General features: G+C 42.9%; 28 protein-coding genes and 1 other annotated feature. Of the genes, 14 read left to right on the plus strand and 14 right to left on the minus strand.

Translation table 11 applies throughout. The features are described from left to right. Positions 1-36: 36 nt before the first annotated feature. Positions 37-354: a DUF2322 family protein gene (locus tag DRF63_RS10965; RefSeq protein ID WP_005599852.1), complete on the plus strand. Its 318-nt coding sequence runs from the start codon at positions 37-39 to the stop codon at positions 352-354. Between the two features lie 89 nt (positions 355-443). Here the strand turns inward: DRF63_RS10965 and DRF63_RS10970 are convergent, their stop codons facing one another. Further along, a complete protein-coding gene (locus DRF63_RS10970; protein ID WP_005599854.1) occupies positions 444-1,301 on the minus strand; it encodes a phosphoribosylaminoimidazolesuccinocarboxamide synthase in 858 nt (285 codons plus the stop codon). A gap of 190 nt (positions 1,302-1,491) precedes the next feature. After that, positions 1,492-1,636: a sequence feature (His leader region), on the plus strand. Positions 1,637-1,670: 34 nt separating this feature from the next. Here DRF63_RS10970 and hisG point away from each other — a divergent pair. From hisG to map, 12 genes are all read left to right on the plus strand, one after another. Continuing rightward, positions 1,671-2,570: an ATP phosphoribosyltransferase gene (gene hisG, locus DRF63_RS10975; protein WP_005599856.1), complete on the plus strand. Its 900-nt coding sequence runs from the start codon at positions 1,671-1,673 to the stop codon at positions 2,568-2,570. A 115-nt stretch (positions 2,571-2,685) separates the two neighbouring features. Further along, positions 2,686-3,972 carry a histidinol dehydrogenase gene (gene hisD / locus DRF63_RS10980; RefSeq protein ID WP_005599858.1) on the plus strand — a complete coding sequence of 429 codons (1,287 nt, stop codon included), beginning with the start codon at positions 2,686-2,688 and terminating at the stop codon, positions 3,970-3,972. A 123-nt stretch (positions 3,973-4,095) separates the two neighbouring features. Next, positions 4,096-5,148 carry a histidinol-phosphate transaminase gene (hisC, locus tag DRF63_RS10985; RefSeq protein WP_005599860.1) on the plus strand — a complete coding sequence of 351 codons (1,053 nt, stop codon included), beginning with the start codon at positions 4,096-4,098 and terminating at the stop codon, positions 5,146-5,148. Between the two features lie 124 nt (positions 5,149-5,272). Next, positions 5,273-5,713, plus strand: coding sequence for an IS200/IS605 family transposase (gene tnpA / locus DRF63_RS10990; protein WP_005599862.1), 441 nt, complete (start codon positions 5,273-5,275; stop codon positions 5,711-5,713). Between the two features lie 128 nt (positions 5,714-5,841). After that, the gene (hisB, locus tag DRF63_RS10995; protein WP_005599864.1) at positions 5,842-6,927 is read left to right on the plus strand and encodes a bifunctional histidinol-phosphatase/imidazoleglycerol-phosphate dehydratase HisB; all 1,086 of its coding nucleotides are present in this window, start codon (positions 5,842-5,844) and stop codon (positions 6,925-6,927) included. Between the two features lie 133 nt (positions 6,928-7,060). Continuing rightward, entirely contained in the window at positions 7,061-7,993 is a 933-nt protein-coding gene (locus DRF63_RS11000; RefSeq protein ID WP_005599866.1) for a hypothetical protein, read from the plus strand. Next, positions 7,990-8,583 carry an imidazole glycerol phosphate synthase subunit HisH gene (gene hisH / locus DRF63_RS11005; RefSeq protein WP_043991940.1) on the plus strand — a complete coding sequence of 198 codons (594 nt, stop codon included), beginning with the start codon at positions 7,990-7,992 and terminating at the stop codon, positions 8,581-8,583. Before DRF63_RS11000 ends, hisH begins: the two co-directional genes overlap by 4 nt. A 120-nt stretch (positions 8,584-8,703) precedes the next feature. Continuing rightward, positions 8,704-9,456 (plus strand): 1-(5-phosphoribosyl)-5-[(5-phosphoribosylamino)methylideneamino]imidazole-4-carboxamide isomerase, encoded by a 753-nt coding sequence (hisA, locus tag DRF63_RS11010; RefSeq protein WP_005599870.1) that lies wholly within the window; start codon positions 8,704-8,706, stop codon positions 9,454-9,456. After that, a complete protein-coding gene (hisF, locus tag DRF63_RS11015) occupies positions 9,438-10,211 on the plus strand; it encodes an imidazole glycerol phosphate synthase subunit HisF (protein WP_005599872.1) in 774 nt (257 codons plus the stop codon). The genes hisA and hisF overlap by 19 nt, the downstream gene beginning before the upstream one ends. A 128-nt stretch (positions 10,212-10,339) precedes the next feature. Further along, positions 10,340-10,984, plus strand: coding sequence for a bifunctional phosphoribosyl-AMP cyclohydrolase/phosphoribosyl-ATP diphosphatase HisIE (gene hisIE, locus DRF63_RS11020; RefSeq protein ID WP_005599874.1), 645 nt, complete (start codon positions 10,340-10,342; stop codon positions 10,982-10,984). Between the two features lie 120 nt (positions 10,985-11,104). Beyond that, a complete protein-coding gene (locus DRF63_RS11025; RefSeq protein ID WP_005599876.1) occupies positions 11,105-11,770 on the plus strand; it encodes a 7-cyano-7-deazaguanine/7-aminomethyl-7-deazaguanine transporter in 666 nt (221 codons plus the stop codon). Positions 11,771-11,876: 106 nt separating this feature from the next. Further along, positions 11,877-12,683 (plus strand): type I methionyl aminopeptidase, encoded by an 807-nt coding sequence (gene map, locus DRF63_RS11030; RefSeq protein WP_005599878.1) that lies wholly within the window; start codon positions 11,877-11,879, stop codon positions 12,681-12,683. Between the two features lie 66 nt (positions 12,684-12,749). On the opposite strand, the gene DRF63_RS11035 is transcribed toward map, so the two are convergent. The 4 genes from DRF63_RS11035 to DRF63_RS11050 all read right to left on the minus strand — a co-directional run bounded on the left by DRF63_RS11035 (position 12,750) and on the right by DRF63_RS11050 (position 16,780). Then, the gene (locus DRF63_RS11035; protein ID WP_005595539.1) at positions 12,750-13,244 is read right to left on the minus strand and encodes a thioredoxin family protein; all 495 of its coding nucleotides are present in this window, start codon (positions 13,242-13,244) and stop codon (positions 12,750-12,752) included. Between the two features lie 32 nt (positions 13,245-13,276). Beyond that, entirely contained in the window at positions 13,277-14,296 is a 1,020-nt protein-coding gene (locus DRF63_RS11040; RefSeq protein WP_005609562.1) for a LacI family DNA-binding transcriptional regulator, read from the minus strand. Between the two features lie 70 nt (positions 14,297-14,366). Further along, positions 14,367-15,803: a glycoside hydrolase family 32 protein gene (locus DRF63_RS11045; protein WP_005595544.1), complete on the minus strand. Its 1,437-nt coding sequence runs from the start codon at positions 15,801-15,803 to the stop codon at positions 14,367-14,369. A gap of 53 nt (positions 15,804-15,856) precedes the next feature. Beyond that, a complete protein-coding gene (locus DRF63_RS11050; protein WP_005595548.1) occupies positions 15,857-16,780 on the minus strand; it encodes an aminoimidazole riboside kinase in 924 nt (307 codons plus the stop codon). A 144-nt stretch (positions 16,781-16,924) separates the two neighbouring features. On the opposite strand from DRF63_RS11050, the gene nirK reads away from it, so the two are divergent. Further along, positions 16,925-18,004 carry a copper-containing nitrite reductase gene (gene nirK, locus DRF63_RS11055; RefSeq protein ID WP_043991676.1) on the plus strand — a complete coding sequence of 360 codons (1,080 nt, stop codon included), beginning with the start codon at positions 16,925-16,927 and terminating at the stop codon, positions 18,002-18,004. Between the two features lie 67 nt (positions 18,005-18,071). On the opposite strand, the gene lolE is transcribed toward nirK, so the two are convergent. The 9 genes from lolE to prfA form a co-directional block, all read right to left on the minus strand. Next, positions 18,072-19,322 carry a lipoprotein-releasing ABC transporter permease subunit LolE gene (lolE, locus tag DRF63_RS11060; protein WP_005595552.1) on the minus strand — a complete coding sequence of 417 codons (1,251 nt, stop codon included), beginning with the start codon at positions 19,320-19,322 and terminating at the stop codon, positions 18,072-18,074. Further along, entirely contained in the window at positions 19,322-20,002 is a 681-nt protein-coding gene (gene lolD, locus DRF63_RS11065; RefSeq protein ID WP_043991677.1) for a lipoprotein-releasing ABC transporter ATP-binding protein LolD, read from the minus strand. Before lolD ends, lolE begins: the two co-directional genes overlap by 1 nt. Positions 20,003-20,102: 100 nt before the next feature. Further along, entirely contained in the window at positions 20,103-21,275 is a 1,173-nt protein-coding gene (locus DRF63_RS11070; protein ID WP_005595556.1) for a lipoprotein-releasing ABC transporter permease subunit, read from the minus strand. A gap of 124 nt (positions 21,276-21,399) precedes the next feature. Then, positions 21,400-22,350, minus strand: a complete 951-nt coding sequence (locus DRF63_RS11075) for a 2-hydroxyacid dehydrogenase (protein WP_043991678.1) — start codon at positions 22,348-22,350, stop codon at positions 21,400-21,402. Between the two features lie 56 nt (positions 22,351-22,406). Continuing rightward, positions 22,407-23,261, minus strand: a complete 855-nt coding sequence (gene kdsA / locus DRF63_RS11080; protein ID WP_005595560.1) for a 3-deoxy-8-phosphooctulonate synthase — start codon at positions 23,259-23,261, stop codon at positions 22,407-22,409. Positions 23,262-23,311: 50 nt separating this feature from the next. Then, positions 23,312-24,178: a SirB1 family protein gene (locus DRF63_RS11085; RefSeq protein WP_005595561.1), complete on the minus strand. Its 867-nt coding sequence runs from the start codon at positions 24,176-24,178 to the stop codon at positions 23,312-23,314. Next, the gene (gene prmC, locus DRF63_RS11090) at positions 24,179-25,051 is read right to left on the minus strand and encodes a peptide chain release factor N(5)-glutamine methyltransferase (protein WP_005595564.1); all 873 of its coding nucleotides are present in this window, start codon (positions 25,049-25,051) and stop codon (positions 24,179-24,181) included. A 1-nt stretch (position 25,052) separates the two neighbouring features. Beyond that, positions 25,053-25,583, minus strand: a complete 531-nt coding sequence (locus DRF63_RS11095; protein WP_005595565.1) for a glycoside hydrolase family 43 C-terminal domain-containing protein — start codon at positions 25,581-25,583, stop codon at positions 25,053-25,055. A gap of 64 nt (positions 25,584-25,647) precedes the next feature. Then, a complete protein-coding gene (gene prfA / locus DRF63_RS11100; protein ID WP_005595567.1) occupies positions 25,648-26,730 on the minus strand; it encodes a peptide chain release factor 1 in 1,083 nt (360 codons plus the stop codon). Between the last annotated feature and the right edge of the window lie 265 nt (positions 26,731-26,995).

Genomic DNA, 26,995 nt, shown 5'->3' on the forward strand with positions numbered 1-26,995 from the left:
TTCAGCTCTTTTTTATCATAATCATAAGGAAACAATATGCAATTTAAAGACTATTTAGCAACCTTCTCAGCGGTTGAGCATCTTGCCGGTTTAAATGTGCGTAACGCACAAGGGGAAGTGATTCATCATATTCCGGCTGTGGAAGGCAAATTGGGTTCACTTAAACTTTACAACGCCTTAGCGGAAAAATTTGACGGAAAATTAACCGCTTCAGCAGCACAGCAAGGCATTGAGTGGTTTGCCGAACACGTGGAAGACGCAAAACAAAATGAAGGTAAACACCCGAATATCGACTTATTATTTAAAGTTATTAACGAAGATTTAGCATTAACGCTAGAGCCTGTCGCTAAGTAATTAGTATGAAGTCATTCTCAAACAACAAGCGGTCAGAATTTGCAAAAAATTTGCAGAATCCGACCGCTTGCTTTTAGGAAAAGCGAGAATTATTTGGTTAATAAATCTAACGCTTCTTGGTATTTCGCCACGGTTTTTTCAATTACGTCCGCCGGTACTTTCGGTGCCGGAGCTTGTTTGTTCCAGCCGCTGTTTTCCAACCAGTCACGCACAAATTGTTTGTCGAATGACGGCGGGTTTGTGCCTTCTTGATAGGTATCTACCGACCAAAAACGGCTTGAGTCAGGGGTTAGCACTTCATCCATTAACGTAAGCGTACCATTCTCATCTAAACCGAATTCAAATTTGGTATCGCAAATAATAATGCCTTTAGTGAGCGCGTATTCCGCCGCTTCGGTATAAAGTGCAATTGCCGCATCACGCACTTTTGCCGCTAATTCCGCACCGATTTGGCGTTCGCATTCTTCGTATGAAATATTGATATCGTGATTGCCCACTTCCGCTTTGCTTGACGGCGTGAAAATCGGTTGTGGCAATTTGCTTGCCTCTACTAAACCTTCCGGTAATTTTAAGCCGCAAATCGTACCGGTTTGCTTGTAATCTTTTAAGCCCGAACCGGTTAAATAACCTCGCACGATAGATTCGATTTTTACCGGTGTTAAACGTTTGCAAACCACGGCACGGTGTTGAATCGCTTCCGCTTCTTCTTTCGGTAAAACATCAAAAACGGAATCGCCGGTGAAATGATTCGGCATAATATGGGCTAATTTTTGGAACCAGAAATTAGAAATTTGGGTGAGGATCTCGCCTTTACGTGGAATCGGATCATCTAATATCACATCAAATGCGGATAAACGGTCGGTGGCGACCATCAACATACGTTTATCATCAATTTCATAAAGATCGCGTACTTTTCCCGAATAGATTTTTTTGAGGCTAATTTGCATGGTTAAAAATTCCTTTAGAACAAAAAATTAAACGAATTATACTCGTTTACGCAAACGATTGCGAATTTATTCTAACGGGCAAAAAAATTTTTTAAAAAACAGCTTGCAATCTATAAACTTTAGGCGTATGTTAAAAAGCAATTCAACAAATTTATATTGAGAAAGCTATTATGAACTTTACCCGTACTCATCATCACCATCATTCAACCTGATATCTTTCGGGCATTTGAGTGTGGTCGGAAGATAGAAAATCTTCCGAGTACGTATAAAGCAAAATCGCATATCGCAGCAAAATACACAACCTCTCGGAAGGCAACTTTCGAGAGGTTTTTTATATCCGAAATTTAAACACAACATGGGAAAAACAAAATGACAACCACAAACCGTTTACGTATCGCTCTGCAGAAGAAAGGGCGTTTAAGCAAAGATTGCAACGAATTACTCAAGCAATGCGGCGTGAAAATTAACTGGAACGAACAGCGTTTAATCGCTTATGCGGAAAATATGCCAATTGAAATTTTACGGGTGCGTGATGACGATATCCCGGGCTTGGTTTTTGAAGGCGTGGTGGATCTCGGCATTATCGGTGAAAATGTACTGGAAGAAGAGGAACTCGGTCGTCTTGCTCGAGGCGAAAAAATCGAATATAAAAAATTACGTACCTTGGATTTCGGCGGCTGCCGCTTGTCGTTAGCGATTGATCGTGACCGCACTTATAACGGCGTGCAAGATTTTGTTAATTCACGCATTGCCACCAGCTATCCGAACTTACTCAAACGCTATATGAACGAAAAGGGCGTAGCGTTTAAAAGCACCTTACTTAACGGCTCTGTCGAAGTCGCCCCTTCCGCCGGTTTAGCCGATGCGATTTGCGATTTGGTTTCATCCGGCGCAACTTTGGAAGCGAACGGCTTAAAAGAAGTGGAAGTGATTTATCAATCCAAAGCCTGCTTGATTCAACGTGCCGAACCGCTTTCAGCTGAAAAACAAGCGTTAGTCGATCGCCTACTCACTCGTATTCAAGGCGTGCAACAAGCGGCGGAAAGTAAATACATTATGCTGCATGCGCCGAAAGATAAACTCAAAGAAATCACCGCACTTTTACCGGGTGTGGAAAACCCAACCATTCTCCCGCTCGCTAATGATTCCGCCCGTGTTGCGATGCATGTAGTTAGCCAAGAAAACTTATTCTGGGAAACCATGGAACAACTGAAAGAAATGGGCGCAAGTTCGGTATTAGTGCTACCGATTGAGAAGATGTTGGCTTAGAAATCTCCCCCTAGCCCCCTCTTTATCAAAAAGGGGGAATAAACGGAGAAAGAAAAGCCCCCCTCTTTTGTAAAGAGGGGCTGGGGGAGATTTAAAAACGAAAATGGAGAACAATATGCAAACCCTAATTTGGAAAAACTTAACCGAACAACAACGCAAAGAAGCGCTTACTCGCCCTGCGATTAGCTCTTCGCTCAATATTCAACAAGCGGTTGATGCGATTCGTGAAAACGTACTCACAAATGGCGACAAGGCATTATTTGAGCTTTCGGAAAAATTCGACAAAGTGAAATTAGATAGCCTTGTCATTTCAAAAGCACAAATTCAAGCGGCAAGCGATCGTTTATCAGATGAACTAAAACAGGCGATCCAAAATGCCAAAGCGAATATTAAAAAATTCCACACCGCACAAATTCCGCAGCCGGTGGACATCGAAACTCAAGCAGGCGTGCGTTGCCAAGTGGTAACTCGCCCGATTAACCGTGTCGGCTTGTATATCCCAGGTGGTTCAGCACCGCTGTTTTCCACCGTGCTAATGCTTGCTATTCCAGCAAAAATTGCCGGCTGTAAAAAAGTGGTACTTTGCTCACCGCCACCGATTGCCGATGCGATTTTGTATGCGGCGAATTTGTGTGGCGTGGAAACCATTTACCAAGTGGGCGGTGCGCAAGCGATTGTAGCAATGGCATTCGGCACGGAAACGGTGGCAAAAGTAGATAAAATTTTCGGGCCGGGCAACAGCTTTGTAACTGAAGCCAAACGCCAAGTTTCGCAAAGCGTAAACGGTGCAGCGATTGATATGCAAGCAGGTCCTTCGGAAGTGTTAGTGTTGGCGGATGAAAATGCTGATCCTGATTTTGTGGCAAGTGATTTACTTTCCCAAGCGGAACACGGTGCAGATAGCCAAGTGATTTTAGTGACCCCAAGCGAAACTTTAGCAAAACAGACCGCACTTGCCATTGAACGCCAACTTGCAAAATTACCGAGAAAAGAGACCGCTTGCAAAGCATTGGAACACAGCAGAATTTTCATCGCCGAAAGCCTCGAACAAGCGGTCGAAATCAGCAATGAATACGCACCAGAGCATTTGGTGGTGCAAGTAGAAAATGCTCGCTCACTGCTTGATAAACTCGACAATGCAGGTTCGATTTTCTTAGGCGCATATTCGCCGGAAAGTATGGGCGATTACGCCAGCGGTACCAACCACGTGCTACCGACCTACGGCTACACCCGCACTACATCAAGCTTAGGTTTGGCGGATTTCAGCAAACGAATGACCGTGCAAGAACTCACCCCGCAAGGTTTCAAAGATTTGGCAAAAACGGTGGAAGTAATGGCAAGTGCGGAACAGTTGGAGGCGCATAAACAAGCAGTTTCGATTCGATTGGCGAAGATTGCCTAGGACGAGCCGTCCTAGGATCGATAATCCCAGCCCCGCTGGGGCTGAAAATTAGAAGATAAAGAGCCACAGAGTGGCTCGGATTAAGTAACCCCATACGACTAGTATGGGGAGGAAGGAAAATATATGCAAATCTCAAAACTCTCTCGAAAAAATGTACAAGCCCTCACTCCATACCAATCGGCACGCCGTTTGGGGGGCAATGGGGATGTGTGGCTGAATGCGAATGAATACCCGACTTCACCAAGCTTTGATTTACTTAATCGCACTTTTAACCGCTATCCGGAAGCCCAGCCAGCCGCGGTGGTGAATGGTTACGCTCAATACGCAGGTGTAAAACCTGAAAATGTGATCGTTACCCGTGGCGGCGATGAAAGCATTGAGTTGATTATCCGAGCTTTCTGCGAGCCAAGCGACAGCGTGCTTTACTGCCCACCGACTTACGGAATGTACAGCGTGTCGGCAGAAACCTGTGGCATTGCGCTCAAAACCGTCCCTTTAACTGCGGATTTCCAACTTAATTTACCTGAAATTGAACGCAATTTGGACGGTGTGAAAGTGGTGTTTGTGTGCAGCCCAAACAACCCGACTGGCACACTTGTTAAGCGCTCAGATTTGCTCAAACTTTTGCAAATTACCGCAGGGCGAGCGATTGTAGTCGTGGATGAAGCCTATATCGAATTTTGCCCTGAAGCGACAATGGTTAGCGAATTAGCTAACTTCCCACATTTGGCGATTATCCGCACGCTTTCCAAAGCCTTTGCCTTAGCGGGCTTGCGTTGCGGTTTTACCCTTGCTAATGAAGAATTAATCGGTGTTCTGCAAAAAGTGATTGCCCCTTATCCGCTCCCTGTACCCGTTTCCGACATTGCCGCTCAAGCCTTGTCCGAAAAAGGGATAAACGAGATGAAACAACGTGTAGCAAATGTGTTAGAAAACCGAGCATGGCTAATCGGACAGCTTAAAACTATCCCAAGTGTGGTAGAAATTTTTGATACCGAAGCTAACTATGTTCTCGTCAAATTCCAAGACGGACAAAAAGTATTTAAAGCCCTATGGGAAAAGGGCATTATTTTGCGTGATCAACATAAAGCATTGGGATTGCAGAATTGTATTCGTATCTCGATTGGCACGAGGGAGGAGTTGGAGAGAGTGGTAGAATCAATTAAGAATACCTAGCACGAGCCGTGCTAGGTTCCATAATCCCAGCCACGCTGTAGCTGATAATTAGATAATATAGAGCCGCAGGGCGGCTCGGATTAAGTATCCCCATACGGCTCGTATGGGAAATAAAAGGAGAAATATGAGCTATACCAAACTTTTTTATCATATCGTTTTTCGCACGCTACAAAGCGTTCCTGCAATTAACGAAGAAAATGAGAAAGAGTTGTACCAATATATTTGGGCATTTTGTCAGCAACAAAAATGCACTTTACATCGCATAAATGGAATGCCTGATCATTTACATTTATTGGTGGAAATTCACCCAAGTATGGCGGTAGCTGATTTTGTGAAACAGTTAAAAAATGCGAGCCATAAATGGCTTGAACACCATAGCGATCTTTTCCCTGATTTTTACGCTTGGTCGAAAGGCTATTGTGCGTTGAGTTATAGCGAACATGAAATTGGGAAAATCATTAATTACATTAAAGGGCAGAAAGAACACCATAAAACGTGGAGTTTTGTTGATGAGATGAAAGCGTTGCTTGGAAATGTAAATGAATATCTCGAACAAGATTTATAACCTAGCACGAGCCGTGCTAGGCTAAATAACCCCAGCCACGCTGTGGCTGATAATTAGATAACATAGAGCCACAGCGTGGCTCAGATTAAGTAGCCCCATACGGCTCGTATGGGAGCACAGGAGCAAACATGACACAACCAACCCTTTTCATCGACCGTGATGGCACGTTAATTGATGAGCCGAAAACTGATTTCCAAATTGATAGTTTGGAAAAACTCAAACTGGAACGCAATGTAATTCCTGCGTTGCTGAAATTAAAAGATCACTACCGTTTTGTGATGGTCAGCAATCAGGACGGCTTAGGCACGGATTCTTTTCCACAAGAAAATTTTGATAAACCGCACAATGCGATGTTGGAGATTTTTCGCTCGCAAGGCATTGAATTTGATGCGATTTTGATTTGTCCGCATAAGCCGGAAGACAACTGCGATTGTCGCAAACCGAAGATCAAATTGCTGAAAAAATATATCGACAAAAAATTGTTCGATCCGAACCGCAGTTTTGTGATCGGCGACCGTGCCACCGATGTGCAGCTGGCGGAAAATCTTGGTATTCAGGCATTGCAATATCACCCGGAGAAATTGGATTGGGATCTGATTGTGGAAAAATTATTGCCAAAAACGACCGCTTGTGAACGCCAGCCTCGCTACGCAGAAGTGGTTCGTACCACCAAAGAAACCGACATCAAAGTGCAAGTGTGGCTGGACGAAACGGGTGTAAACCAAATCAGCACGGGAGTGGGCTTTTTCGACCATATGCTCGACCAAATCGCCACGCACGGCGGTTTTAGAATGAACGTGCAATGCAAAGGCGACTTGTGGATTGATGAACACCACACCGTGGAAGACACCGCCCTCGCTCTCGGCACGGCATTAAAACAAGCGTTAGGCGACAAACGAGGCATTCAACGCTTCGGCTTTGTGCTGCCAATGGACGAATGCAAAGCGGAATGCACAATGGACTTGTCGGGTCGCCCATACTTCAAATTCAAAGCGAAATTCAAGCGTGAAAAAGTGGGCGATTTCAGCACCGAAATGACCGAACATTTCTTCCAATCCATCGCCTACACCCTAATGGCAACGCTCCACCTTAAAACCCAAGGCGACAACGACCACCACAAAATCGAAAGCTTGTTCAAAGTGTTCGGCAGAACCCTAAGACAGTGTATAAAAGTGGAAGGGAATGAATTACCGAGTAGTAAGGGGGTGTTGTAGTATATGATGTAGTACCCTGCGTCATTGATGTCAGAAATATAGTACTGTTGTTTGCAACGAATTTTCTAATCGCAAGAAAAATATAATACACGACTTAGTACGAGAATGCTAAGTAAAAATTCTAGGGGACTTTATGTATTACTTAACTACATCAAATTTTTTTAAATTTCTACAATCTTTGGATCTAGATATTCCTCGCCATTATCACAATGAGTTTTTTAGTAATTATAAATTAAAAGATTTTGAATTTGATCTAAATCATTGCACAAAATCTGAATCTCATGTTTTAGTGATTGGCGATTTTCTTTATAAAGATACATCAAGTTTGATAGAAAGAATGACAATTGCAAAAATTTCTGTGGAACAAGATAAATGGATCAATCCATTAGGTTTACCAAGATATCATTGTGATAAAAATTGTATAAGTTCAAAAAATAGCTTTGAAAATATGCGAATGCCAAAATTTAAGCCTGAATATGATAAAGAAGCTAATAAAGCTAATTTTAGAAAATTTTTTAAAGAAAATCATGATAACTATGCAAGAAAAGATGGAGCTAGAGATCCTAGAATATTTTGTCGAAAAATAATTGAGCAATTTGGCGTTACAGATACTTTAGAGGAATTAGAAAGTATGTATTTTAATTCTCAAACTGCTAGGGTTACTGTTTCTAACTCAAAGATAGTAGAGGTCACTGAGGAAAAAATTAATAAAGAATTGGAAAAAACGGAATTAGTAACTAAAGATATTATTGATAAGTTATTAATTGAATTTAGAGATATGGTTAAAGATATAGATATAAATTATGTTAAAAAATCTTTTTTATTCAGAGACTTTCCTGATAATACTAATAAATTAAACGAAAAATTACCTGAAGATTTGGATAAATTAAGCGATGAAATGAAATTAAAATTAAAAAATATTTTTGATAAAAAGCGTGAAATTGTAAGAAAAATATTAAGGTATTATTTTGATTTTTTATTTAAAAATGGATTGGATATATCAGAAAAAACTTTAATTTATGCAGGATTTCAGAAGTGCCATATCTGTTTTAAGGAGCATAAATGACCCTCCTAACCATCATCAACACAGGTTGTGCAAACCTGTCATCTGTAAAATTTGCATTCGATCGCTTGGGTATTCAGGCGGAGATTAGTTGTGATTTAGACAAAATCAAATCAGCGGATAAATTGCTGTTGCCTGGAGTGGGAACGGCTGCGGCGGCGATGAAGATTTTGCAAGATCGTGATTTGATTGACACCATTCGTAACGCTACCCAGCCAATGCTCGGTATTTGTTTGGGAATGCAGTTAATGACCGAATTTTCTGCCGAAGGCGATGTGGGAACGCTTGGGCTTATGAGTGGCAAAACCGAGTTAATTCCAAACAAAGGTTTACCGTTGCCACATATGGGCTGGAACAAGGTTCAGTATCAAGCCGACCACCCGTTATTTCACGGTATTGAGCAAAACAGCCATTTCTATTTTGTGCATAGCTATGCGGTGTTGCCGAATGAAAACACTATTGCTACCGCTGATTACGGCGTGCCTTTCTCGGCGGCGATTGCGAGTAAAAACTTCTATGGCGTGCAGTTCCACCCCGAACGTTCGGGCAAAAATGGTGCGCAGTTGTTGAAGAATTTTGTGGAGAATATTTAATCCCCATACGAGCCGTATGGGGCTACATGATCCGAGCCACGCTGTGGCTCTTTGATACAGCCGCAGAGCGGCTGAGTTTATTCAGCCTAGCACGGCTCGTGCTAGGTACAGGAACACAATATGCAAAAAAAATCAATCATCATCCCCGCCCTCGATTTAATCGACGGCAATGTCGTTCGCCTACATCAAGGGGACTATGCGAAACAAACCACCTATTCCGATAATCCGATTGAGCAATTCGCTAACTATCTCTCACAAGGGGCGGAGCAGTTGCATTTGGTGGATCTGACGGGGGCGAAAGATCCTGCAAAAAGACAGACCGCACTTATTGGAAAGATTATTGCGGAGACAAATTGCCAAATTCAAGTGGGCGGTGGTATTCGTACCGAGCAAGACGTGGCGGATTTATTGGCGGTGGGGGCAAATCGTGTAGTGATTGGCTCAACCGCAGTGAAAGATCGGGCAATGGTCAAAGGCTGGTTTGAAAAATACGGCGCGGAAAAATTCGTGCTGGCGTTGGACGTGAACATTGACGCAAGCGGTCAAAAAATCATTGCGATTAGCGGTTGGCAGGAAGCGAGTGGTGTGTCGTTGGAAGAGCTGATTGAAGATTATCAAGTGGTCGGTTTACAACACGTTTTATGTACCGATATTTCCCGAGATGGCACGTTAGCTGGCTCAAATGTGAATCTTTACCGTGAAATCTGTGCCAAATATCCTAAAATCCATTTCCAATCATCAGGCGGAATTGGCTCGCTTGACGATATTAAGGCGTTAAAAGGCACAGGTGTGTCGGGCGTGATCGTAGGGCGTGCGTTGTTAGAAGGCAAATTTAATGTCGCGGAGGCAATCGAATGTTGGCAAAACGGATAATCCCTTGTTTGGACGTGCGTGACGGGCAGGTGGTCAAAGGCGTGCAGTTTCGCAACCACGAAATTATCGGCGACATCGTACCGCTTGCGAAACGCTATGCGGAAGAAGGAGCGGACGAGTTAGTGTTTTATGACATCACCGCTTCATCGGACGGTCGCACGGTGGATAAAAGCTGGGTGGAGCGTGTGGCACAGGTTATCGACATTCCGTTTTGCGTAGCGGGCGGGATTAAGACGATTGAAGACGCGGAAAAATTATTCGCTTTCGGGGCGGATAAAATCTCAATAAATTCGCCCGCACTTGCCGATCCGAATTTAATTACCGCATTGGCAGATCGCTTTGGCGTGCAAGCTGTGGTAGTGGGTATTGATAGTTGGTTTGAAAAAGAAACCGGCAAATATTGGGTTAATCAATACACCGGCGATGAAAAACGCACCCGCCAAACTAACTGGCAGTTGCTCGACTGGGTGCAAGAGGTACAAAAACGTGGGGCAGGCGAAATCGTGCTAAATATGATGAACCAAGACGGCGTGCGAAACGGCTACGATTTAACCCAACTTAAGCTCGTGCGTGAGGTGTGCAACGTGCCGTTAATCGCCTCTGGTGGTGCAGGCGAAATGGTGCATTTCCGTGATGCTTTTACCCAAGCCAACGTGGACGGAGCATTGGCGGCGAGTGTGTTCCACAAGCGGATTATTGAGATTGGCGAGTTGAAAGAATATCTTTACGCAGAGGGAGTTGAGATACGTCGTTAATACCTAGCACGAGCCGTGCTAGGTTCAATAATCCTAGCCGCTCTGCGGCTGTATATCTGAGAGAAAAAGAGCCACAGAGTGGCTCAGATTATGTAACCCTATACGGCTCGTATAGGGTAAGGAAAAATATGCAAATTCAAAATATAAACTGGCAAAAAGTCGATCAATTACTTCCCGTTATTATCCAACACTTCCAAACTAGTGAAGTATTAATGCTGGGCTATATGAACCCAGAAGCGTTAGAGAAAACCTTAGCGGAAAAAGTGGTAACTTTCTACTCTCGCACCAAACAACGCCTGTGGACGAAAGGCGAAACCTCGGGGCATTTTTTAAATGTGGTGGATATGAGTTTGGATTGCGATAACGATACGTTATTGATTTTAGTAAATCCAATCGGGCCGACTTGCCATACGGGTGAGGGGAGCTGTTTCCACCAATTTGAAAGCCAATCCGAAGGCGATTGGACGTGGTTTGCTAAATTGGAACAGGTGCTTGCCGAGCGTAAATATGCCGATCCAGAAAGCTCTTATACTGCAAAACTGTATGCCAAAGGTGTGAAGAAAATTGCTCAAAAAGTCGGGGAAGAAAGTGTTGAAACCGCATTGGCAGCGGTGTCGCAAGATAAAGAAGAAGTGGTAAGCGAAGCGGCGGATTTAGCCTATCATTTAACCGTATTATTACATTCGATGAATCTCGAATGGGGCGATGTGATTGCTAAATTAAAAGAGCGTCATCAAGGCATTGGGCTTCATCCGGAAGGTTCAAATAAATAAAACAAGCGGTTGGATTTTGTAAAAAATTTGCAAAATTTGACCGCTTGAGTATAATGTGCCCCTCAAAATTGGTTGCCGAGTTCCCTTACCTCGGCTTTTTTATTTTTAAAAAGGAACAATATGAACTTTCAAATTGATTTTTCAGACGCACAAAAGCGTCGTTCTCTAATTTTACTTTCCCTTTTTCATATCTTTATTATCGCAATCAGTAACTATTTGGTGCAGATTACTTTTGAGGTCAAGATTCCGTTTACCGATATTGTGATTCCGACCACGTGGGGCACGTTTACTTTCCCATTTGTGTTTTTGGCGACGGATTTAACCGTACGAGTATTTGGCGCAAGTCTTGCTCGCAAAATTATTTTTGTCGGAATGTTGCCTGCATTGCTGATTAGTTATGTGATTTCGGTGTTGTTTTTTGAGACGCAATTCCAAGGCTTTAATGCGTTAAACGAATTTAATCTGTTTGTGTTCCGTATTGCGTTGGCAAGTTTTTGTGCTTATGTGGTGGGGCAGTTATTGGATATTGTGGTGTTTAACCGCTTACGTCAGGGTAAAACCTGGTGGCTTGCGCCGATGTGTTCGACCATTTTCGGCACCTTGATTGATACCTTCGCTTTCTTTGCAGTAGCGTTTTATAAAAGCGATGATGCTTATATGGCGGAACATTGGTTCACTATCGGTACGGTGGACTATACGTTTAAACTGTTTGTCAGCTTGTTGCTGTTTTTACCGCTCTATGGTGTGTTACTCAATTATCTAATCAAAAAATTTAAACTGAAATAGTCGTTTGGGGATTATGCTGAAAAAAGGTATAATCCCCTTACTTTTTTCTGCGTATTTGCAAGAAAATTGAGAAATTTAACCGCTTGAATTAAGAAGAGAGAACAGTATGAGCAAGATTCCATTAAGAACAGAAGAAGAGATTGAGAAATTACGTGTCGCTTGTAAATTAGCCTCCGACGTATTGGTAATGATTGAGCCGTATGTAAAAGAAGGCGTAAGCACCGCAGAATTAGACCGCATTTGTCATGAATATATCGTGAACGAGCAGAAGGCGATTCCGGCGTGTTTAAATTATCACGGCTTCCCGAATGCAACTTGTATTTCATTAAATGAAGTGGTGTGTCACGGTATTCCGAGTGCGGATCGTAAATTGAAAAAAGGCGATATTTTAAATATTGACGTAACGGTGATTAAAGACGGTTACTATGGCGACAACTCAAAAATGTATGTGGTCGGCGAGCCGAGCATTCGTGATAAACGTTTAATTGAAGTGACGTTAGAATCGCTTTATATCGGTTTACGTACGGTAAAACCGGGCATTCGTTTAAAAGAAATCGGTAAAACCATTCAGCAATATGTGGAAAAACAAGGTTTCTCGGTGGTGCGTGAATATTGCGGTCACGGTATCGGTACCGAATTCCATTGCGATCCGCAAGTGCTTCACTACAATTCTGATGACGGTGGCGTAGTATTGCAAGAAGGTATGGTGTTTACCATTGAGCCGATGGTCAATGCGGGTAAAAAAGAAATCCGCAATATGCCGGACGGTTGGACGGTGAAAACCAAAGATCGCAGCCATTCGGCGCAGTTTGAACACCAAATTGTGGTGACTAAAGAAGGCTGTGAAGTGATGACGATTCGTGATGAAGAAATTGCCGAAGGCAGAATTTCTCGCATGATGAAAAACGTTTAATCGTGATAAATAAAAAATCCACCGTACAAGCGGTGGATTTTTTATGGTTTTTGCAATGAGATGTAACTAAGCCTTAGTCAGGATTTCTAACAGTTCGGCTTCCACTTGTTTACCGAATTTACCCATACGGAAATCCGCTTTCAATTCATCAAATTTTTCCGGTTCCGCTTCCATTTTCTGTTTTAAGAATTGCGGAAATTCACATAAAACCAGTTCGGTTTTGCCGTTACGAATATCAAAAATACTTGGAATTTTTTGTGCGGAAATAACCGCTTGTTGCTGCTCGTCACTATCAAAATGTTTGCGATCTTTGTTATCTTTACGTGAAACGTATTTTACGTTGATATTCGGATTGAGTTTGGTCATACGTTGGAAATAAGCGACAATTTCCACACAGTCCGGGCAATAAGGCTCCGCCATCACCAGCCAGTCGCCCTGTACGCCGACGGCTTTAAGTTTTTCTTCGGTTTCCGCTTCAAGTTTGACATCAACATAAACTTCAAGCTGATTTTCACGGTCTTCGTCACTGCTAAATTCTAAATATTCATAAAAATGTGCCATAGGTTATCCTTTTAAAATTAACGGTATCGGTTTTAGTGTCGCCAAATAATTTCGCAATCTACTTTGGCATTGTTAATCGTTTTACGCTGCAGTTTTTCTCGCATTAATTGGAAAGTTCTTAATGCAATTTGATCGTGGTCTTGCGCAATCGAGTGAATATGAAAGGGGAGTGCGTCAAGTAAATGATGATCGTCAAACGTGGCTAAATGTAATTCTTGATTCATCAATTTCGCCATTTGTTTATGTTCGGTCAGATAACGCAACACACCTTCCAAAATGGTATAAGAGGCGGTAAACACCGCTTCGGGTAAGCGTCCTAAGCGTTCAACCACTTCGGCGAACATTTGATAACCCGATTCCGGTTGGTAATCTTTATGTAAAATCCAATCGCTTTTTACCGCTAAATGCGATTGTTCCAAGCCTTCGTAAAAGCCTTCCAAGCGAGAAGCACTCGGCGAAAGCGAAAGTTGTCCGCCTAAATAGAAAAATTCTTTCGGTTGATAGGCTCTTACGATATTTTCCACCAATTTCGCTACGCTGGGCGTGTCGTCGCTGATAATGTAATTCAGCTCCAAATTCGGAATATGGCGGTCGATATGTAACACCGGCGTATGCCTAATGATTTTTTTATAATAATTCGGGTCTTGATGTGTCGGAGCGGTAATCAGTAAATCCACTTGGCGATCAAGCAAGCGATCAATGACCAATTTTTCTTGTTGAGGATTATCGTCGGAACAAGCGATCACAAGCTGTAAACCGTTTTCTCGGCACAGTTTTTCAAGATTACGGGCGGTGGAAGCAAAGCCGTAGTTGGTCAAGTCGGGAATTACCAAACCGATTACGTTAGAACGCTGCGCTTGTAACGCTTTCGCATAGATATTCGCACGATAACCGTATTGTTCGGCGATTGCTTGAACTTTTTGGCGCGTTTCAAGTTTGATGCGGAAATCATCGCTTCTACCGTTGAGAATCATACTTGCCGTTGTTTTCGACACGCCGCTAAGTGCCGCTATATCGCTAAGTGTCAGGCGTTTTTTAGCTTTGGATTCCACAATGTTCTCCTCAAAGGTGGCTTCTAATTTTGAAGCGAAAGGGCGCAAGTTTTGCTTGCGCCTATTGTTATTATTTATCTTGAATTTGAATCGGCTGCACTTGAGCAATCTGAACAGTCAGCGGACGAGAAGTTTCTAACAGATTGATTCGATTTGCAATAAAGAATCGCGATGTCATCACTTTTTCTCCGCCGTTGATGAAAATTTCCACGATAGAGCGGTCGAAAAAAATCTCTAATTTATCGAGTTTCTCAACTTCACAATGACGAAGGCTTCCGAATTTTTCCATTAGCTCGGTTTGCTCGGTTGCACTGCGATCCAGCGTTAATAAACCGTGCTCATAACGTAAGCCTAATGTTTGCCCTTTATCATTGCTAAAGAAGTTTAATGCAAGCGGTTGATTTTCGACGGAAATTTGCAAATAAGCGGTATCCAGATTGTCGATTGCAATTTTTTGCTCAATCTCGACCGCTTGTTTTGCGGTGAGTTGAACGATTGGCGTTTGCTGAATTTTACCGTTTTGCACTTTCATTTGGCGTGGCAGACTTAAGGTTGAATGCCATTTATATTTATCGGTCGGGTAGGTTAAATCCGGTAAGCCGACCCAACCGAATACGATGCGATCCGTATTTTGTACCGACTGCGGTGCATAGAAATCAAAACCGTAATCCAGTTCTTCAATATGCTCGGCGGTTAAGTTATTGCCGTCTAATTTGCCTAGCGCATAGGTCGCGTGATAATTATTTTGGAAGCGGTGTGCTTCACGTAATTTACCTTGTGGCGACCAAACAAATACATCTTTACCGTCAAGTCGGAACAGATCCGGGCATTCCCACATAAACACATTATCGTTATCAAAGTCTTTTACCGTCAATTCGGCAATTAGACGAGGCGTACTGTCGAGATCGTCCATTTCATACACTAGGCAAGTTCCGGTTAGCTTCTCACGTTGTGCGCCAAGCACAAAGCGAATTTTACCTTCTGCAGTCACAAAGGGCTTAGGATCACGAACGTGTTCGGTATAACCGGCAGGTGCTTGATCGATAATGCAACGTTTTTCCAATAATTTGCCCGACTTATCAAAAATCGCAATGTTTTGGTGCGGAACACGTTGGTTATCGCTCGCACGGCGAGTATTGCCGGTGTAAAACGCCACGATTTTGTCTTGCCACATAATTGCACCACCAGAGTAGCAACCGTGTGATTCGAACATTTCATCCGGGATCAAGCGGTCGGATTTTTCAAAAGTTTGTAAATCTCGGCTAATAAAATGTTCCCAATGTTTCATACCGTGTAAGGCATCATAAGGGAACCATTGCGCGAAGATATGATATTTCTCACCGTCAAAAATTAAGCCGTTCGGATCGTTAAATAAACCGGTTTGCGGGGCTAAATGGTAGGTCGGATAGAAATTCTGATCAGAAAGTACGGTTTGGCGGATTACGGCTAATTCGCCTTGCTCTGCTGCGTGAAGGCTTTTGTATTTGCCGTTATTGAAAATCTGCATAGTATAAAATCCTAAATTGCAAAAAAGCGGTGAAATTTCACCGCTTGTTGTGATTATTGCGCTAAAAACGCTTCTAGTTCGGCTTTATTCGGTAATGCCGACATCGCACCTTTTGCTGTCGTTGCTAAAGCGCCTGAAGCGTTCGCTTTGCGAATAACATCCACCAATACGCTTTCGTCTTTCCAATTTTCAACTTGTGATAAACCGGCAAGTAAACCGCTGACAAACGCATCGCCGGCACCGGTGGTATCAACCGGTTTTAACGCTTTACCGGCAACCGTTTGGCTATGACCGTTTAAATGATAAATCGCACCGTCTTTACCTAACGTGATAATGATTAATTTCTCCGGATATTGAGCGGTAATCGCTTTCGTCGCTTGTTCAAGTGTTGCGGTATCGGTTAAAAGGGTTAATTCTTCTTCAGAGAATTTAAGCACGTCCGCCATTGCCACTACGCTATTGACCACTTGTTTCATTTCTTCAAGACTTGCCCAAAGCGATTCGCGTAAATTCGGGTCGAATGAGAAGAAACCGCCGGCGGCTTTTATACGGCGAATCGCTTCGATTGTGGTTGAACGTGACGGATCGTTAATTAATGCGATAGAACAACAATGTAGGAAATCGCCTTTTTGGAAAGTCGGTAAATCGCCCGCTTCAAGGAATTGATCCGCACTCGGGTTTACCATAAAGGTAAAGCTGCGCTCGCCGTCGTCTAAACCGACGATCACGGTTGAGGTGCGTTGTTTAGGATCGAGGATCATATGTTCGGTCGAAACCTTTTCCGCATTAAGCGTTTGCTGCATAAATTTGCCAAGCGGATCTAAACCGACTCGACCGATAAAACCAGCCTCTACGCCTAAACGTGAAACACCTACCGCAACGTTTGCCGGCGCACCGCCCGCACATTTCAAATAGTGATTTTCGCCGTCCGGAATTAAATCTACTACGGCATCGCCGGTTACCCAAATTTTGCCCATAATCGTGTTCTCTTATCTAGTCAAAAATAGTTAATTTATCTTAGCTAAAACGGTTTAGTTTTGCAAAAGCTATTTCAAATCCTACCGCCTATGACAGTTAGCTATTATAATTCAAATAAAGGTTTCACACACGAGGAATTACCGATGAAAAAGTCCCTTATTACTCTCTGTTTTGCAGCATTTTTAGCTGGTGCTCCACTAATGGCAGAACAGCCAAACGTAGAAAATCTTGATTTAATTCCGGTTGCAAATTTACCGACGGTGGAGGCGGAATTAACCGTTGCACCCAATGTACCTAAACCGTTAGCACGTAATACGCCGGCAAAAGTCGTGGTAAAACTAGAAACTTTAGAAAAAGTGATGGAAATCGAAAAAGGCGTGAAGTTTAAATATTGGACGTTCAACGGCTCGACACCGGCGCCTTTTATTCGAGTGCGAGAAGGGGATATGGTGGAGTTGCAACTTTCTAATCCGGCAAACGGCAAAATGGCGCATGCGGTTGATTTCCACTCCGCCGCCGCACCGGACGGCGGGGCGAAAGCCAGTTTAACCGAAATCGGTAAGCAAACGACCTTTGCCTTTCGAGCGATGTCGCCGGGGTTATATTTATATCATTGCGGTGCTGATCCGGTCTCGGTACATTTAGGCAAAGGTATGTTCGGTTTAATGTTGGTCGAACCTAAAGAAGGGTTACCGAAAGTCGATAAAGAATTCTATTTAATGCAAAACGAATTTTATGTGAAAGACGGTACCAATCCGGAAATTAAAATTTTCGATATGGGCAAAGCTAGTTATGAATTACCCGATTATGTAGTGTTTAACGGTAAAGTCGGTTCGACCACGGGCGAAAACGCTTTAAAAGCGAAAGTCGGCGAGAAAATTCGTTTATTTGTCGGCAATGCCGGTCCGAATAAAATTTCCTCTTTCCATTTAATCGGTAAGCCCTTTGATACGGTCTATGTTGAAGGCGGTTCGCTTAAAAATCATCACGTACAAACCACGCTGATTCCGGCGGGCGGCGTTACCGTGGTTGAAATGGAAATGAAAGTACCGGGCGAATATACCTTTATTGATCACAGTATTTTTAGAACCGATAAAGGGGCGAAAGGTAAGCTGATTGTCGAAGGGCCGGAAAATCCGGAAATTTATACCGGTAAGACCAAAGAACAAAAATACGATAAAGTCAATCCGGATGCGGATATTGATGCGGGTTACGTGCATTAATAACAGTTAAATAAAAAACTCAGCTTTTTAGCTGAGTTTTTTATCTGCGTTTGAAAATAGTCGGAGATTAATGACCGCTTAACACTTTCGCCGGTTCTAATTTTGCCGCTCGGGTTGCCGGATAGAGGCTGGCGAATAGACTTAATACGATGGTGGCGATTAACACATAAGCGACATCTTGCCAATGTAATTCACTTGGTAGGAAATCCACGAAGTAAACACCGTCCGATAACAATTTGATGCCGAAAAATCCTTCAATCGCTTTAATCATTGCGGTTAAATTCAGCGACAATATCACACCGAGTATAATCCCGGCCAACGCCCCTTTCATACCGGACAGCAAGCCGTACCATAGAAAAATACGTTTGATAAACCCATTATTCGCACCGAGCGTACGCATAATTGCAATATCGCCTTGTTTGTCTTTTACCGCCATAATCAGCGTAGAAATAATATTAAAACACGCCACACCGATCACTAACACCATTGCGATATACATCACGGTACGCACCAGCTGAATATCGTTATACATATAACCGAATTTTTCAATCCAAGTATTGAGATACAGCGGTTGATTAAAGTTGGCGAGTTCCGGCATCTGTAGTTCTTGTACTTTAAACGGCGCTTTTAATGCCAACTCAATGCCCGAATATTCGTTCGGTTGATATTCCAATAGCTCTTGAGCTTTTTCAATCGGCAATAACGCGTAGCTATGGTCGAGTTGCCCTTCCAGTTTTAGTACGCCGGTTACCGGTAGGCTGAAACGTAACGGTTGAGCCAATTTGCCGTCTTCGGTCGGCTGCGGTAATAACAGTGTGACTTCATCGCCGGCGGCGACTTCCAAATCTTTAGCAATGCCGGCACCAAGAATCAAACCGCCTTGTTGATGGAACGCTTGCCATTGCTCACTCGGAATATAATGGCTAAGCGAACTGACTTTATCTTGCTTAACCGGATCAACGCCTCGAACTTGGGCGATTTTTAGTTGCGTACCGTTTTCAATCAAGCCGGTAAAGCTAACGAAGGGCGAAGAAGCGGTCACATTCGGATTACTATTTGCAAGATTTTCCAGTTTTTTGCCCGCTTGTATCGGGGCGTTTTCATTACCGTTGTAGGAATACAGTTCAGCGTGCGAAACAACGGAAAGCACTCGCTGATTTAACTCTCGCTCGAAGCCATTCATCGCACTTAAGCCGATAATTAATACGGCGACACCAAGCGCAATGCCGACACTGGAAAATAGTGAGATCAAGGAGACCAACCGATTTTTTTGTTTGCCTCGTTGATAACGCCAGCTAATAAAAAAAGGGGTATTCATTAATCCGCCTCACTTAATACACCATCTCGCATCACAAAGCGGCGAGATAATTTATTTGCCAAATTTAAGTCGTGAGTGACCAACAAAAAGGCGATATTTTGTTCGGCATTCAATTTTTTGATCAGATCAAAAATACTTTCTGTAGTTTTTTGGTCGAGGTTGCCGGTCGGCTCATCGGCTAACACGAGCGCCGGATTATTGACTAACGCACGGGCAATCGCCACACGTTGGCGTTCGCCACCGGAAAGTGCTGACGGACGATGGGTAATTCGGTGCGATAATCCGACCGCTTGTAGCATTTTTTCGGCACGATCTCGAGCTTCACTTTTGTTTTGATTACCGATTAGCATTGGCATCATCACGTTTTCAAGCGCAGTAAAATCCGCCATTAAGTGATGGAATTGGTAAACGAAACCGAGATTTTGGTTACGCAGTTGTGCCAGTTTATTTGCATTTAATTTTTGTAGCGATTGTTGTTTGATCCAAACTTCGCCGGAACTCGGTTGATCCAAACCGCCAAGCGTGTGCAATAGGGTGCTTTTGCCTGAACCGGATGAGCCGACAATCGCGACTAATTCACCACTATTCATCGAAAATGAAACGTCTTTGAGGACTTGTACCTTTTGGTTGCCCTCATCATAAAATTTGCTGATATTTTCACAGCGTAATAATTCGGTCATATTGTTTTTATCTTCATTTAAGTGGGAAACCACAGATTATATTTAGAACCACGGAACACAGAGATATTTTCCGTGTTATCCGAGTATTCCGTGGTTAAAACTATTCGTATCTCAATGCCTGAGCCGGCTCAATTTTTGCCGCTCGGTATGCCGGATAAAGGGTACAAACCAATGACAACACAATCGAAATCACGATAATGGTTGCCACCTGCATTGGCGAAATGAGTGTCGGCAGATGAATATTCGGATTGAGTAAAGCCACAATCTCATCCAAATTGAGCGTGATAACCGTACCGATAATGCCACCCAAAATCGAACCGATTACCCCGACAATCGCACCTTGGAAAATAAAAATTTGTGTCACTTGCCCTTTGGTTAAACCTTGGGTTTGTAAGATGGCGATTTCACCTTGTTTATCCACCACCATCAGACTGAGTGAAGTCACGATATTGGAAATGGCAACGATAATGATCAGACTGATCAATAAACCCATCATATTTTTTTCCATACGAACCGCTTGGAAAAATTCGCCTTTTTGTTCACGCCAGTCACTAATTTTGTAGTTATTTGCATCGAAATGTTGGTTAAGTTCGGTAACTTGGAACGGATCTTGCAAATATAACCGCATACCTTGCACTTGGTCTTCGGTTATCCGCAGTAAACGCCCAACATCGGCAAGGTTAGCGAAAAGAGTATATTCGCTCGCTTCATTGTTACTGTGATAAATCCCAACCACATTAAATAAACGCTGAACCGGCACACGTCCCATCGGCGTATATTGGCTGTTTTCGGTAATCATCAAACGGATCTTTTCGCCTGTGCCAATATTCAACTTATTTGCAAGGCGTGAACCGATCAATACGTTAAATTCGCCTTGTGGTAAGAGGGTTTTGACGTCTTCGCCAATCAACATTGGATCGTCGCTTTCATTCTCAACACCGAGTAACTGACCGGCGTTGATCCCTTGCTGGCTTTGGATAATCACATTCGCTTTATTAATCGCCACACTTTTACTGGCAAATGCCGGTAAGCTAAGCGATTGATTTTTATCGAAATGTCCTTCTTGTGGTAACACAATGGCGTGCGGCAGCGTTGAAAGTAAATTGCGCTTTTGCATATTCTCCAAACCGTTCATTACCGACAGCACGATCACTAATGCCATTACGCCAAGTACGATCCCGAAACTTGCTAAGTTGGTCACCAAACGCCCGAACCTGTCGGCACTTTTGGAACGCCAATAACGAAAGGCAATAAAAAGAGTTGTTAAATTCATAGTTTATCTTGAGTTACATCACTCCAATACAAAAGCAAGCGGTCAAATTTACCGAATTTTTTGCAAATTTTCGCTAATTTTAAACCGCTTGTGTCTTTGGGAAATGAGGCTATTTCGTAGAAAATTATTTCCCGTTGAGAACAAATTCTTCCATATTCTGCGTCACTTTATTTACTAAAGTGGTGACTGCAGAATCGCTTGCCCACGCAACGTGCGGGGTAATTAATAAGTTCGGTAAACGTTTTGCCGCCTGCATTAACGGATTGTCTTTTTCCGGCGGTTCTTTGACTAATACGTCCAGCGCCGCACCGGCAACCTTGCCCTGTTCTAAAGCCGCTAATAATGCTGCTTCATCCACTAACGGGCCTCTGCCGGTATTAATTAAATAAGCGGTCGGTTTCATTAATGCCAAGGTTTCGGCGTTAATCAAATTTTGAGTTGAATCGGTGAGCGGGCAATGTAATGAAATAATATCCGCTTGTTTAAATACTTCTTCAAAAGCGGTATAACCTTCACGAATTTCAGTTGCACCTTTGTGTTCCGCAAAAATGACTTTCATTCCGACCGCTTGTGCTAAGCGAGCTACTTCCGAACCGGTGTTGCCTTTACCGAAAATAGCTAAGGTTGAGCCGCGAATATCGGTTACCGGATGATCGACATAGCAGAATTGCCCGCAAGTCGCCCAACGATCCGAGGTGATTTGATCACGATGATAACCGATTAAGCTGTGCTTTAACGCAAAAATCATACCTAAAACGTGTTCCGGCACGGTTGTGGTGGAATAGCCGGTCACGTTTTTTACTGCAATACCTAATTCTTTCGCCGCGACTAAATCAACATTATTGGTACCGGTGGCGGTAATTGCAATTAATTTAAGTTTCGGTAATTGAGCCAGTAATTCTCTGCCGAGTAATACTTTGCTGGTCACGATGATATCGGCATCTTTGGCACGCTCAAAGGTTTGTGAAGCATCGGTACTGTCGTATTCAGTCCAAATATGAGGAAATGAAGGACGAGGAATTTCGTGGGTAGGCACGCCGGTTTTATCTAAAAAAACGATATTAAGCACAGTCATAGGAGGCTCCTTAAATTTTTACCACGAGAAGTAATGACTCCCCGTGGTAATAGGCATTAGTTTGACGTATCAATTTCTTCGAATGATTTAACTAAATCATCAATCGCTTTCATTTGGCTAACGAATGCTTCTAATTTTGATAACGGTAAGGCTGACGGCCCGTCACATTTCGCATTGTTCGGATCCGGATGTGCTTCAAGGAATAAACCGGCTAAACCGATTGCCATACCGCTACGAGCCAATTCAGTTACCTGATCACGGCGACCACCTGATGCTGCACCGAATGGATCACGACATTGTAACGAGTGAGTTACGTCAAAAATGACCGGACAGCCTTTCGATACTTTTTTCATAATGTTAAAGCCGAGCATATCCACGACTAAATTATCGTAGCCGAAGTTAGTACCGCGGTCGCAAAGAATCACGTTTTCGTTACCGCATTCCGCAATTTTTTCCACAATATTGCCCATTTGACCCGGGCTTAAAAATTGTGGTTTTTTCACGTTGATTACCGCACCGGTACGTGCCATTGCTTCGACTAAATCCGTTTGGCGAGCTAAGAATGCCGGTAACTGGATAATATCCACCACTTCTGCAACCGGTTTACATTGATAAATTTCGTGTACATCGGTAATGATATTTACACCGAAAGTATCTTTTAATTCTTGGAAGATTTTTAAACCTTCTTCCATACCCGGTCCACGGTAAGAATGAATTGACGAGCGGTTCGCTTTATCGAAAGAAGCTTTAAATACATAAGGCACACCAAGTTTATTAGTAACTTCTACGTATTGTTCACAGACACGCATTGCCATATCACGGCTTTCTAATACGTTCATACCGCCGAATAAAGTAAACGGCTTATCATTCGCCACTTCGATATTGCCGACTTTTACGATTTTGTTGTTCATGTTCTATTTCCTTAATCCAAAAGGATTTTAAGTAAGTTAAAGGTTAAAAATTAATGTAATCGACTTTCTTTACTTTTTTGTTCCAAACCTTTTATTTCGAGTTTGAGCATTACGGCGGAAGGATCTTCCGGACATTGATCGATAAAATAACTGAGATCTTCATAAGCAGCCTGGAAGCAATCCATACTTGCCAGCACCATACCGCGATCACGAATTTCATACGGATCTTCCGGGCTGAATACTAAACGATATTCAATTAAACGTAAGGTTTCTTCATATTTCCCTTCACGAGTGAGTGCCATTTTAAACACGGTTTCTACTCGTTCCAATAATTCTGAAGGTTTTGCTCGGCGGAGTAATTCAGGGGTAAGCTCCGTACCGTAACCGATTTCGCCCTCAAGCCATTTACCGAGCAATTCCAACGGCATAAAACTGCCGTCCCACGGATTAATAAAACGTACGGTGGTTTTACCTTTCTCATCTTTCATCTCGGCACGCAGAATTAACTGAGTCGGGAAATTAACCGGATAAATCGGTAAATCAAGCGACGCCGCTAAATAAAGCACGATTGCGCCAACCGAAACCGGCATACCTGAATGCGTGCGAATCACTTTATTGAGTAACAGATTATCCGTATGAAAGTATTGCTGATAATTACAGTTAAATCCCCATTCCTGATAAACTAAAGTAAGCAATTGTCGGATTCTGTCCGCATCGGATTCGGCATTCACTTGGTAGCGTGCTTTTTTCACTAATGCCGACATTAAGCCGAATACTTGCGGTTCGGTTAAGGAATCATCCACCAGTAACGTTAAGCGAACCATTTCACGATATAAATATTTTTGTAATTCTTTCGGGCTGATTTCAACTTTCGGCAGATCTAATTCTTTTAATAATTCTTCAATCACATCGTCCATTTATTTTGCCTTTCTTACTGCTTTAGTTAAGCGGTCATTACCGCCGTAATCTTGGAATGACTCAATTTCATCCCATTGATATTGCTTGAAAATTTGTTGAACCGCTTGAGCTTGTTGCCAGCCGTGTTCGAGCATTAACGCACCGTTATCTAATAAGTAAAGCGGTGCGTTTTCGATAATTTTTTGCAAATCGCTCAAACCGTTTTGTTCGGCAACCAATGCAGAGAGCGGCTCGAATCGTACATCGCCGTATTGCAGATTTTTATCTTGTTTATCAATATAGGGCGGATTACTGACAATAAGATCAAATTGTCGATTTTCAAGAGCGGAAAACCAATCGCTTTGTAAAAATCGAACGTTTTCAAAGCCTAAATTTTGACGATTGGTTTCGGCAAGCGTAACCGCCTCCGGCTTAAAATCCACGCCGATAATTTGCGCTTTATCGCCCAATTCCGAAGCAAGTGCTAAGGCGATAGCTCCGGTACCGGTGCCTAGATCCAAAATTTGCAACGTTTGTTGGCTTTCCAACCGCTTGTAAACCCAATCCAACGCGACTTCAACCAAACGTTCCGTGTCCGGACGAGGAATTAACGTATGCGGCGAAACTTTCAACGGCAACGACCAAAATTCCTTTTCGCCTAAAATATACGCCATCGGCTCGCCCTGCAAACGGCGAGCCAATAATTGCGCAAGTTCCGCTAATTCCGTCTGATGCAGCGCAGTTTCGCCAAACGCAAAAATAGCAGATTTTGTGCGTTTTGTGACCGCTTGCAAGAGTAAATTGGCATCGGTTTTAGGATTCAGATAAGGATCCTGGGCAATATTGGCATTAAGTGCCGTTATTGCCTGATCAAGCCATTGGGTATAGTTCATATTATTTGTTCGGACGAACACAAAGTCCGGTACGAGCTGTACCGCCGATATTTTGTTTAATGCTAAACGCATTAGGCGCAAAATTGCTTACTTCGATATTTAACGGTTTTTGTTCCGCTTTCGCTAATTGGTTGTTAATTGCTTCGTAGTATTTTTGCTCGGTAGTATTGAGCTTTTTATCCGTTTTTAATGCTTGTTGGATTTCCGCACTGTGCGCACGAGTAATAGTGCCGTCGATAAATTTATAGGTCAGTTGTTTGTTATCGTAAGACCAACTACCGGTACGTTTTACATCATATTGGAATAACAGTTTATCGTTCGGTAGCATTACTTTGCCTAAATAAGTCGCCTTGCTGTCTTCGGTTAATGTTACATTATTGCTTGTTGCTGCAATTTTACCGCCGTCCATACGGCATTCCCAGCTGCCTATAAAACTTTTTGCGCTCATAGGTTCGTTCGTCGTAGAAGTTTGATTGTTGTAAGAACAGGCCGCAAGTAAGCTGACTGCTGTTGCTAAAATAATTTTTTTCATATGCTTTCCTAAAATAAAAGTAAAATTTCAATAAAAGAGGAGGGCAATTTTGCCCTCATCACGATTACGCCTGTTCGGAAAGTGCGGCTAACTGATCCGCTTGGTATTCCGTGATAATCGGCTGAATTAACTCGTCAATTTTACCGTTCATCACTTCATCTAAGCGGTAAACGGTTAGATTGATACGGTGATCGGTGACACGACCTTGCGGATAGTTGTAGGTACGAATCTTATCCGAACGGTCGCCCGAACCAAGTAAGTTACGACGAGTATCCGCTTGTTCCGCCGCTTGACGTTCTTGTTCAACTTGCACGATACGAGAAGCTAACACCGCAAGCGCTTTCGCTTTGTTTTTGTGTTGTGAACGTTCGTCTTGGCACTCTACTACGATACCGGTCGGAATGTGCGTGATACGTACCGCAGAATCGGTGGTATTAACGTGCTGACCGCCGGCACCCGACGAGCGATAAGTATCGATACGTAAATCCGCCGGGTTGATTTCCGGCATTTCCGATTCCGGTAATTCCGGCATGACTGCAACCGTACAAGCTGAGGTATGAATACGGCCTTGCGATTCGGTTTTCGGTACGCGTTGTACGCGGTGACCGCCCGATTCGAATTTAAGCTGACCGTACACGCCTTCGCCGCTGATTTTAACGATAATTTCTTTATATCCGCCTTGTTCGCTCTCGTTGGCGGACATTTCTTCGATTCTCCAGCGTTTGCTTTCGCAATAACGGCTGTACATACGGTATAAATCGCCGGCGAAAATACCCGCTTCGTCACCACCCGTACCGGCACGAATCTCTAAGAAAGCATTGTATTCGTCATTCGGATCTTTCGGCAGTAATAGAATTTGTAAGTGTTGTTCCAGATTTTCGATCTCGGCTTTATTTTCCGCAATTTCTTCCGCCGCCATATCTTTCATATCCGGATCATCAAGCAGAATTTGTGCTTCTTCGATATCGTTATTTAATTTTTTCCAACGATTGAAAGTAGTCACAACTTCTTCAAGTTGTGAATATTCTTTTGAATAAGCACGGAATTTATCCTGATCATTAATCACGGACGGATCACCTAATAAGGCTTGCAATTCCTCATGACGTTCGCTCAGGCTTTCTAATTTATTAATAATAGAGTCTTTCATTGTTCGATTTATATCTGTTTAATTGAGTGAAAAATATTGAGATTATAGCTGAAAATGCGGAAAAATGCTCGCAGTAAAAATAATAATAAGCGGTTGAATTCCGTTAAAAATAAGTAATTTTTTAAACATAAAATTGATGACCGATTTCCTAGCTGAAATTTTCGGATCTGTCAATCGCACAAGCGGTAAATTTTTCAGAAAAATTTACAAGATTTCCACAGGATTTTCAGGTATTATAACCAATCTTTTTCACTCATTTTATTCC

The organism is Actinobacillus pleuropneumoniae, from assembly GCF_003290385.1.
GTDB classification, from domain to species: Bacteria; Pseudomonadota; Gammaproteobacteria; order Enterobacterales; family Pasteurellaceae; genus Actinobacillus; species Actinobacillus lignieresii.

Excerpts from the sequence above, each read along its gene's own strand:
- hisIE (WP_005599874.1), top strand. The coding sequence starts at position 10,340 with ATGCAAATTCAAAATATAAACTGGCAAAAAGTCGATCAATTACTTCCC.
- lolD (WP_043991677.1), bottom strand. The coding sequence starts at position 20,002 with ATGACCGAATTATTACGCTGTGAAAATATCAGCAAATTTTATGATGAG.
- DRF63_RS10970 (WP_005599854.1), bottom strand. The coding sequence starts at position 1,301 with ATGCAAATTAGCCTCAAAAAAATCTATTCGGGAAAAGTACGCGATCTT.
- hisF (WP_005599872.1), top strand. The coding sequence starts at position 9,438 with ATGTTGGCAAAACGGATAATCCCTTGTTTGGACGTGCGTGACGGGCAG.
- prmC (WP_005595564.1), bottom strand. The coding sequence starts at position 25,051 with ATGAACTATACCCAATGGCTTGATCAGGCAATAACGGCACTTAATGCC.
- hisA (WP_005599870.1), top strand. The coding sequence starts at position 8,704 with ATGCAAAAAAAATCAATCATCATCCCCGCCCTCGATTTAATCGACGGC.
- hisH (WP_043991940.1), top strand. The coding sequence starts at position 7,990 with ATGACCCTCCTAACCATCATCAACACAGGTTGTGCAAACCTGTCATCT.
- DRF63_RS11035 (WP_005595539.1), bottom strand. The coding sequence starts at position 13,244 with ATGGCACATTTTTATGAATATTTAGAATTTAGCAGTGACGAAGACCGT.
- DRF63_RS10965 (WP_005599852.1), top strand. The coding sequence starts at position 37 with ATGCAATTTAAAGACTATTTAGCAACCTTCTCAGCGGTTGAGCATCTT.
- DRF63_RS11000 (WP_005599866.1), top strand. The coding sequence starts at position 7,061 with ATGTATTACTTAACTACATCAAATTTTTTTAAATTTCTACAATCTTTG.
- DRF63_RS11075 (WP_043991678.1), bottom strand. The coding sequence starts at position 22,350 with ATGACTGTGCTTAATATCGTTTTTTTAGATAAAACCGGCGTGCCTACC.
- map (WP_005599878.1), top strand. The coding sequence starts at position 11,877 with ATGAGCAAGATTCCATTAAGAACAGAAGAAGAGATTGAGAAATTACGT.
- DRF63_RS11045 (WP_005595544.1), bottom strand. The coding sequence starts at position 15,803 with ATGCAGATTTTCAATAACGGCAAATACAAAAGCCTTCACGCAGCAGAG.
- DRF63_RS11095 (WP_005595565.1), bottom strand. The coding sequence starts at position 25,583 with ATGAAAAAAATTATTTTAGCAACAGCAGTCAGCTTACTTGCGGCCTGT.
- hisC (WP_005599860.1), top strand. The coding sequence starts at position 4,096 with ATGCAAATCTCAAAACTCTCTCGAAAAAATGTACAAGCCCTCACTCCA.
- hisG (WP_005599856.1), top strand. The coding sequence starts at position 1,671 with ATGACAACCACAAACCGTTTACGTATCGCTCTGCAGAAGAAAGGGCGT.
- hisB (WP_005599864.1), top strand. The coding sequence starts at position 5,842 with ATGACACAACCAACCCTTTTCATCGACCGTGATGGCACGTTAATTGAT.
- prfA (WP_005595567.1), bottom strand. The coding sequence starts at position 26,730 with ATGAAAGACTCTATTATTAATAAATTAGAAAGCCTGAGCGAACGTCAT.
- kdsA (WP_005595560.1), bottom strand. The coding sequence starts at position 23,261 with ATGAACAACAAAATCGTAAAAGTCGGCAATATCGAAGTGGCGAATGAT.
- DRF63_RS11050 (WP_005595548.1), bottom strand. The coding sequence starts at position 16,780 with ATGGGCAAAATTTGGGTAACCGGCGATGCCGTAGTAGATTTAATTCCG.
- tnpA (WP_005599862.1), top strand. The coding sequence starts at position 5,273 with ATGAGCTATACCAAACTTTTTTATCATATCGTTTTTCGCACGCTACAA.
- lolE (WP_005595552.1), bottom strand. The coding sequence starts at position 19,322 with ATGAATACCCCTTTTTTTATTAGCTGGCGTTATCAACGAGGCAAACAA.
- DRF63_RS11085 (WP_005595561.1), bottom strand. The coding sequence starts at position 24,178 with ATGGACGATGTGATTGAAGAATTATTAAAAGAATTAGATCTGCCGAAA.
- hisD (WP_005599858.1), top strand. The coding sequence starts at position 2,686 with ATGCAAACCCTAATTTGGAAAAACTTAACCGAACAACAACGCAAAGAA.
- nirK (WP_043991676.1), top strand. The coding sequence starts at position 16,925 with ATGAAAAAGTCCCTTATTACTCTCTGTTTTGCAGCATTTTTAGCTGGT.
- DRF63_RS11025 (WP_005599876.1), top strand. The coding sequence starts at position 11,105 with ATGAACTTTCAAATTGATTTTTCAGACGCACAAAAGCGTCGTTCTCTA.
- DRF63_RS11070 (WP_005595556.1), bottom strand. The coding sequence starts at position 21,275 with ATGAATTTAACAACTCTTTTTATTGCCTTTCGTTATTGGCGTTCCAAA.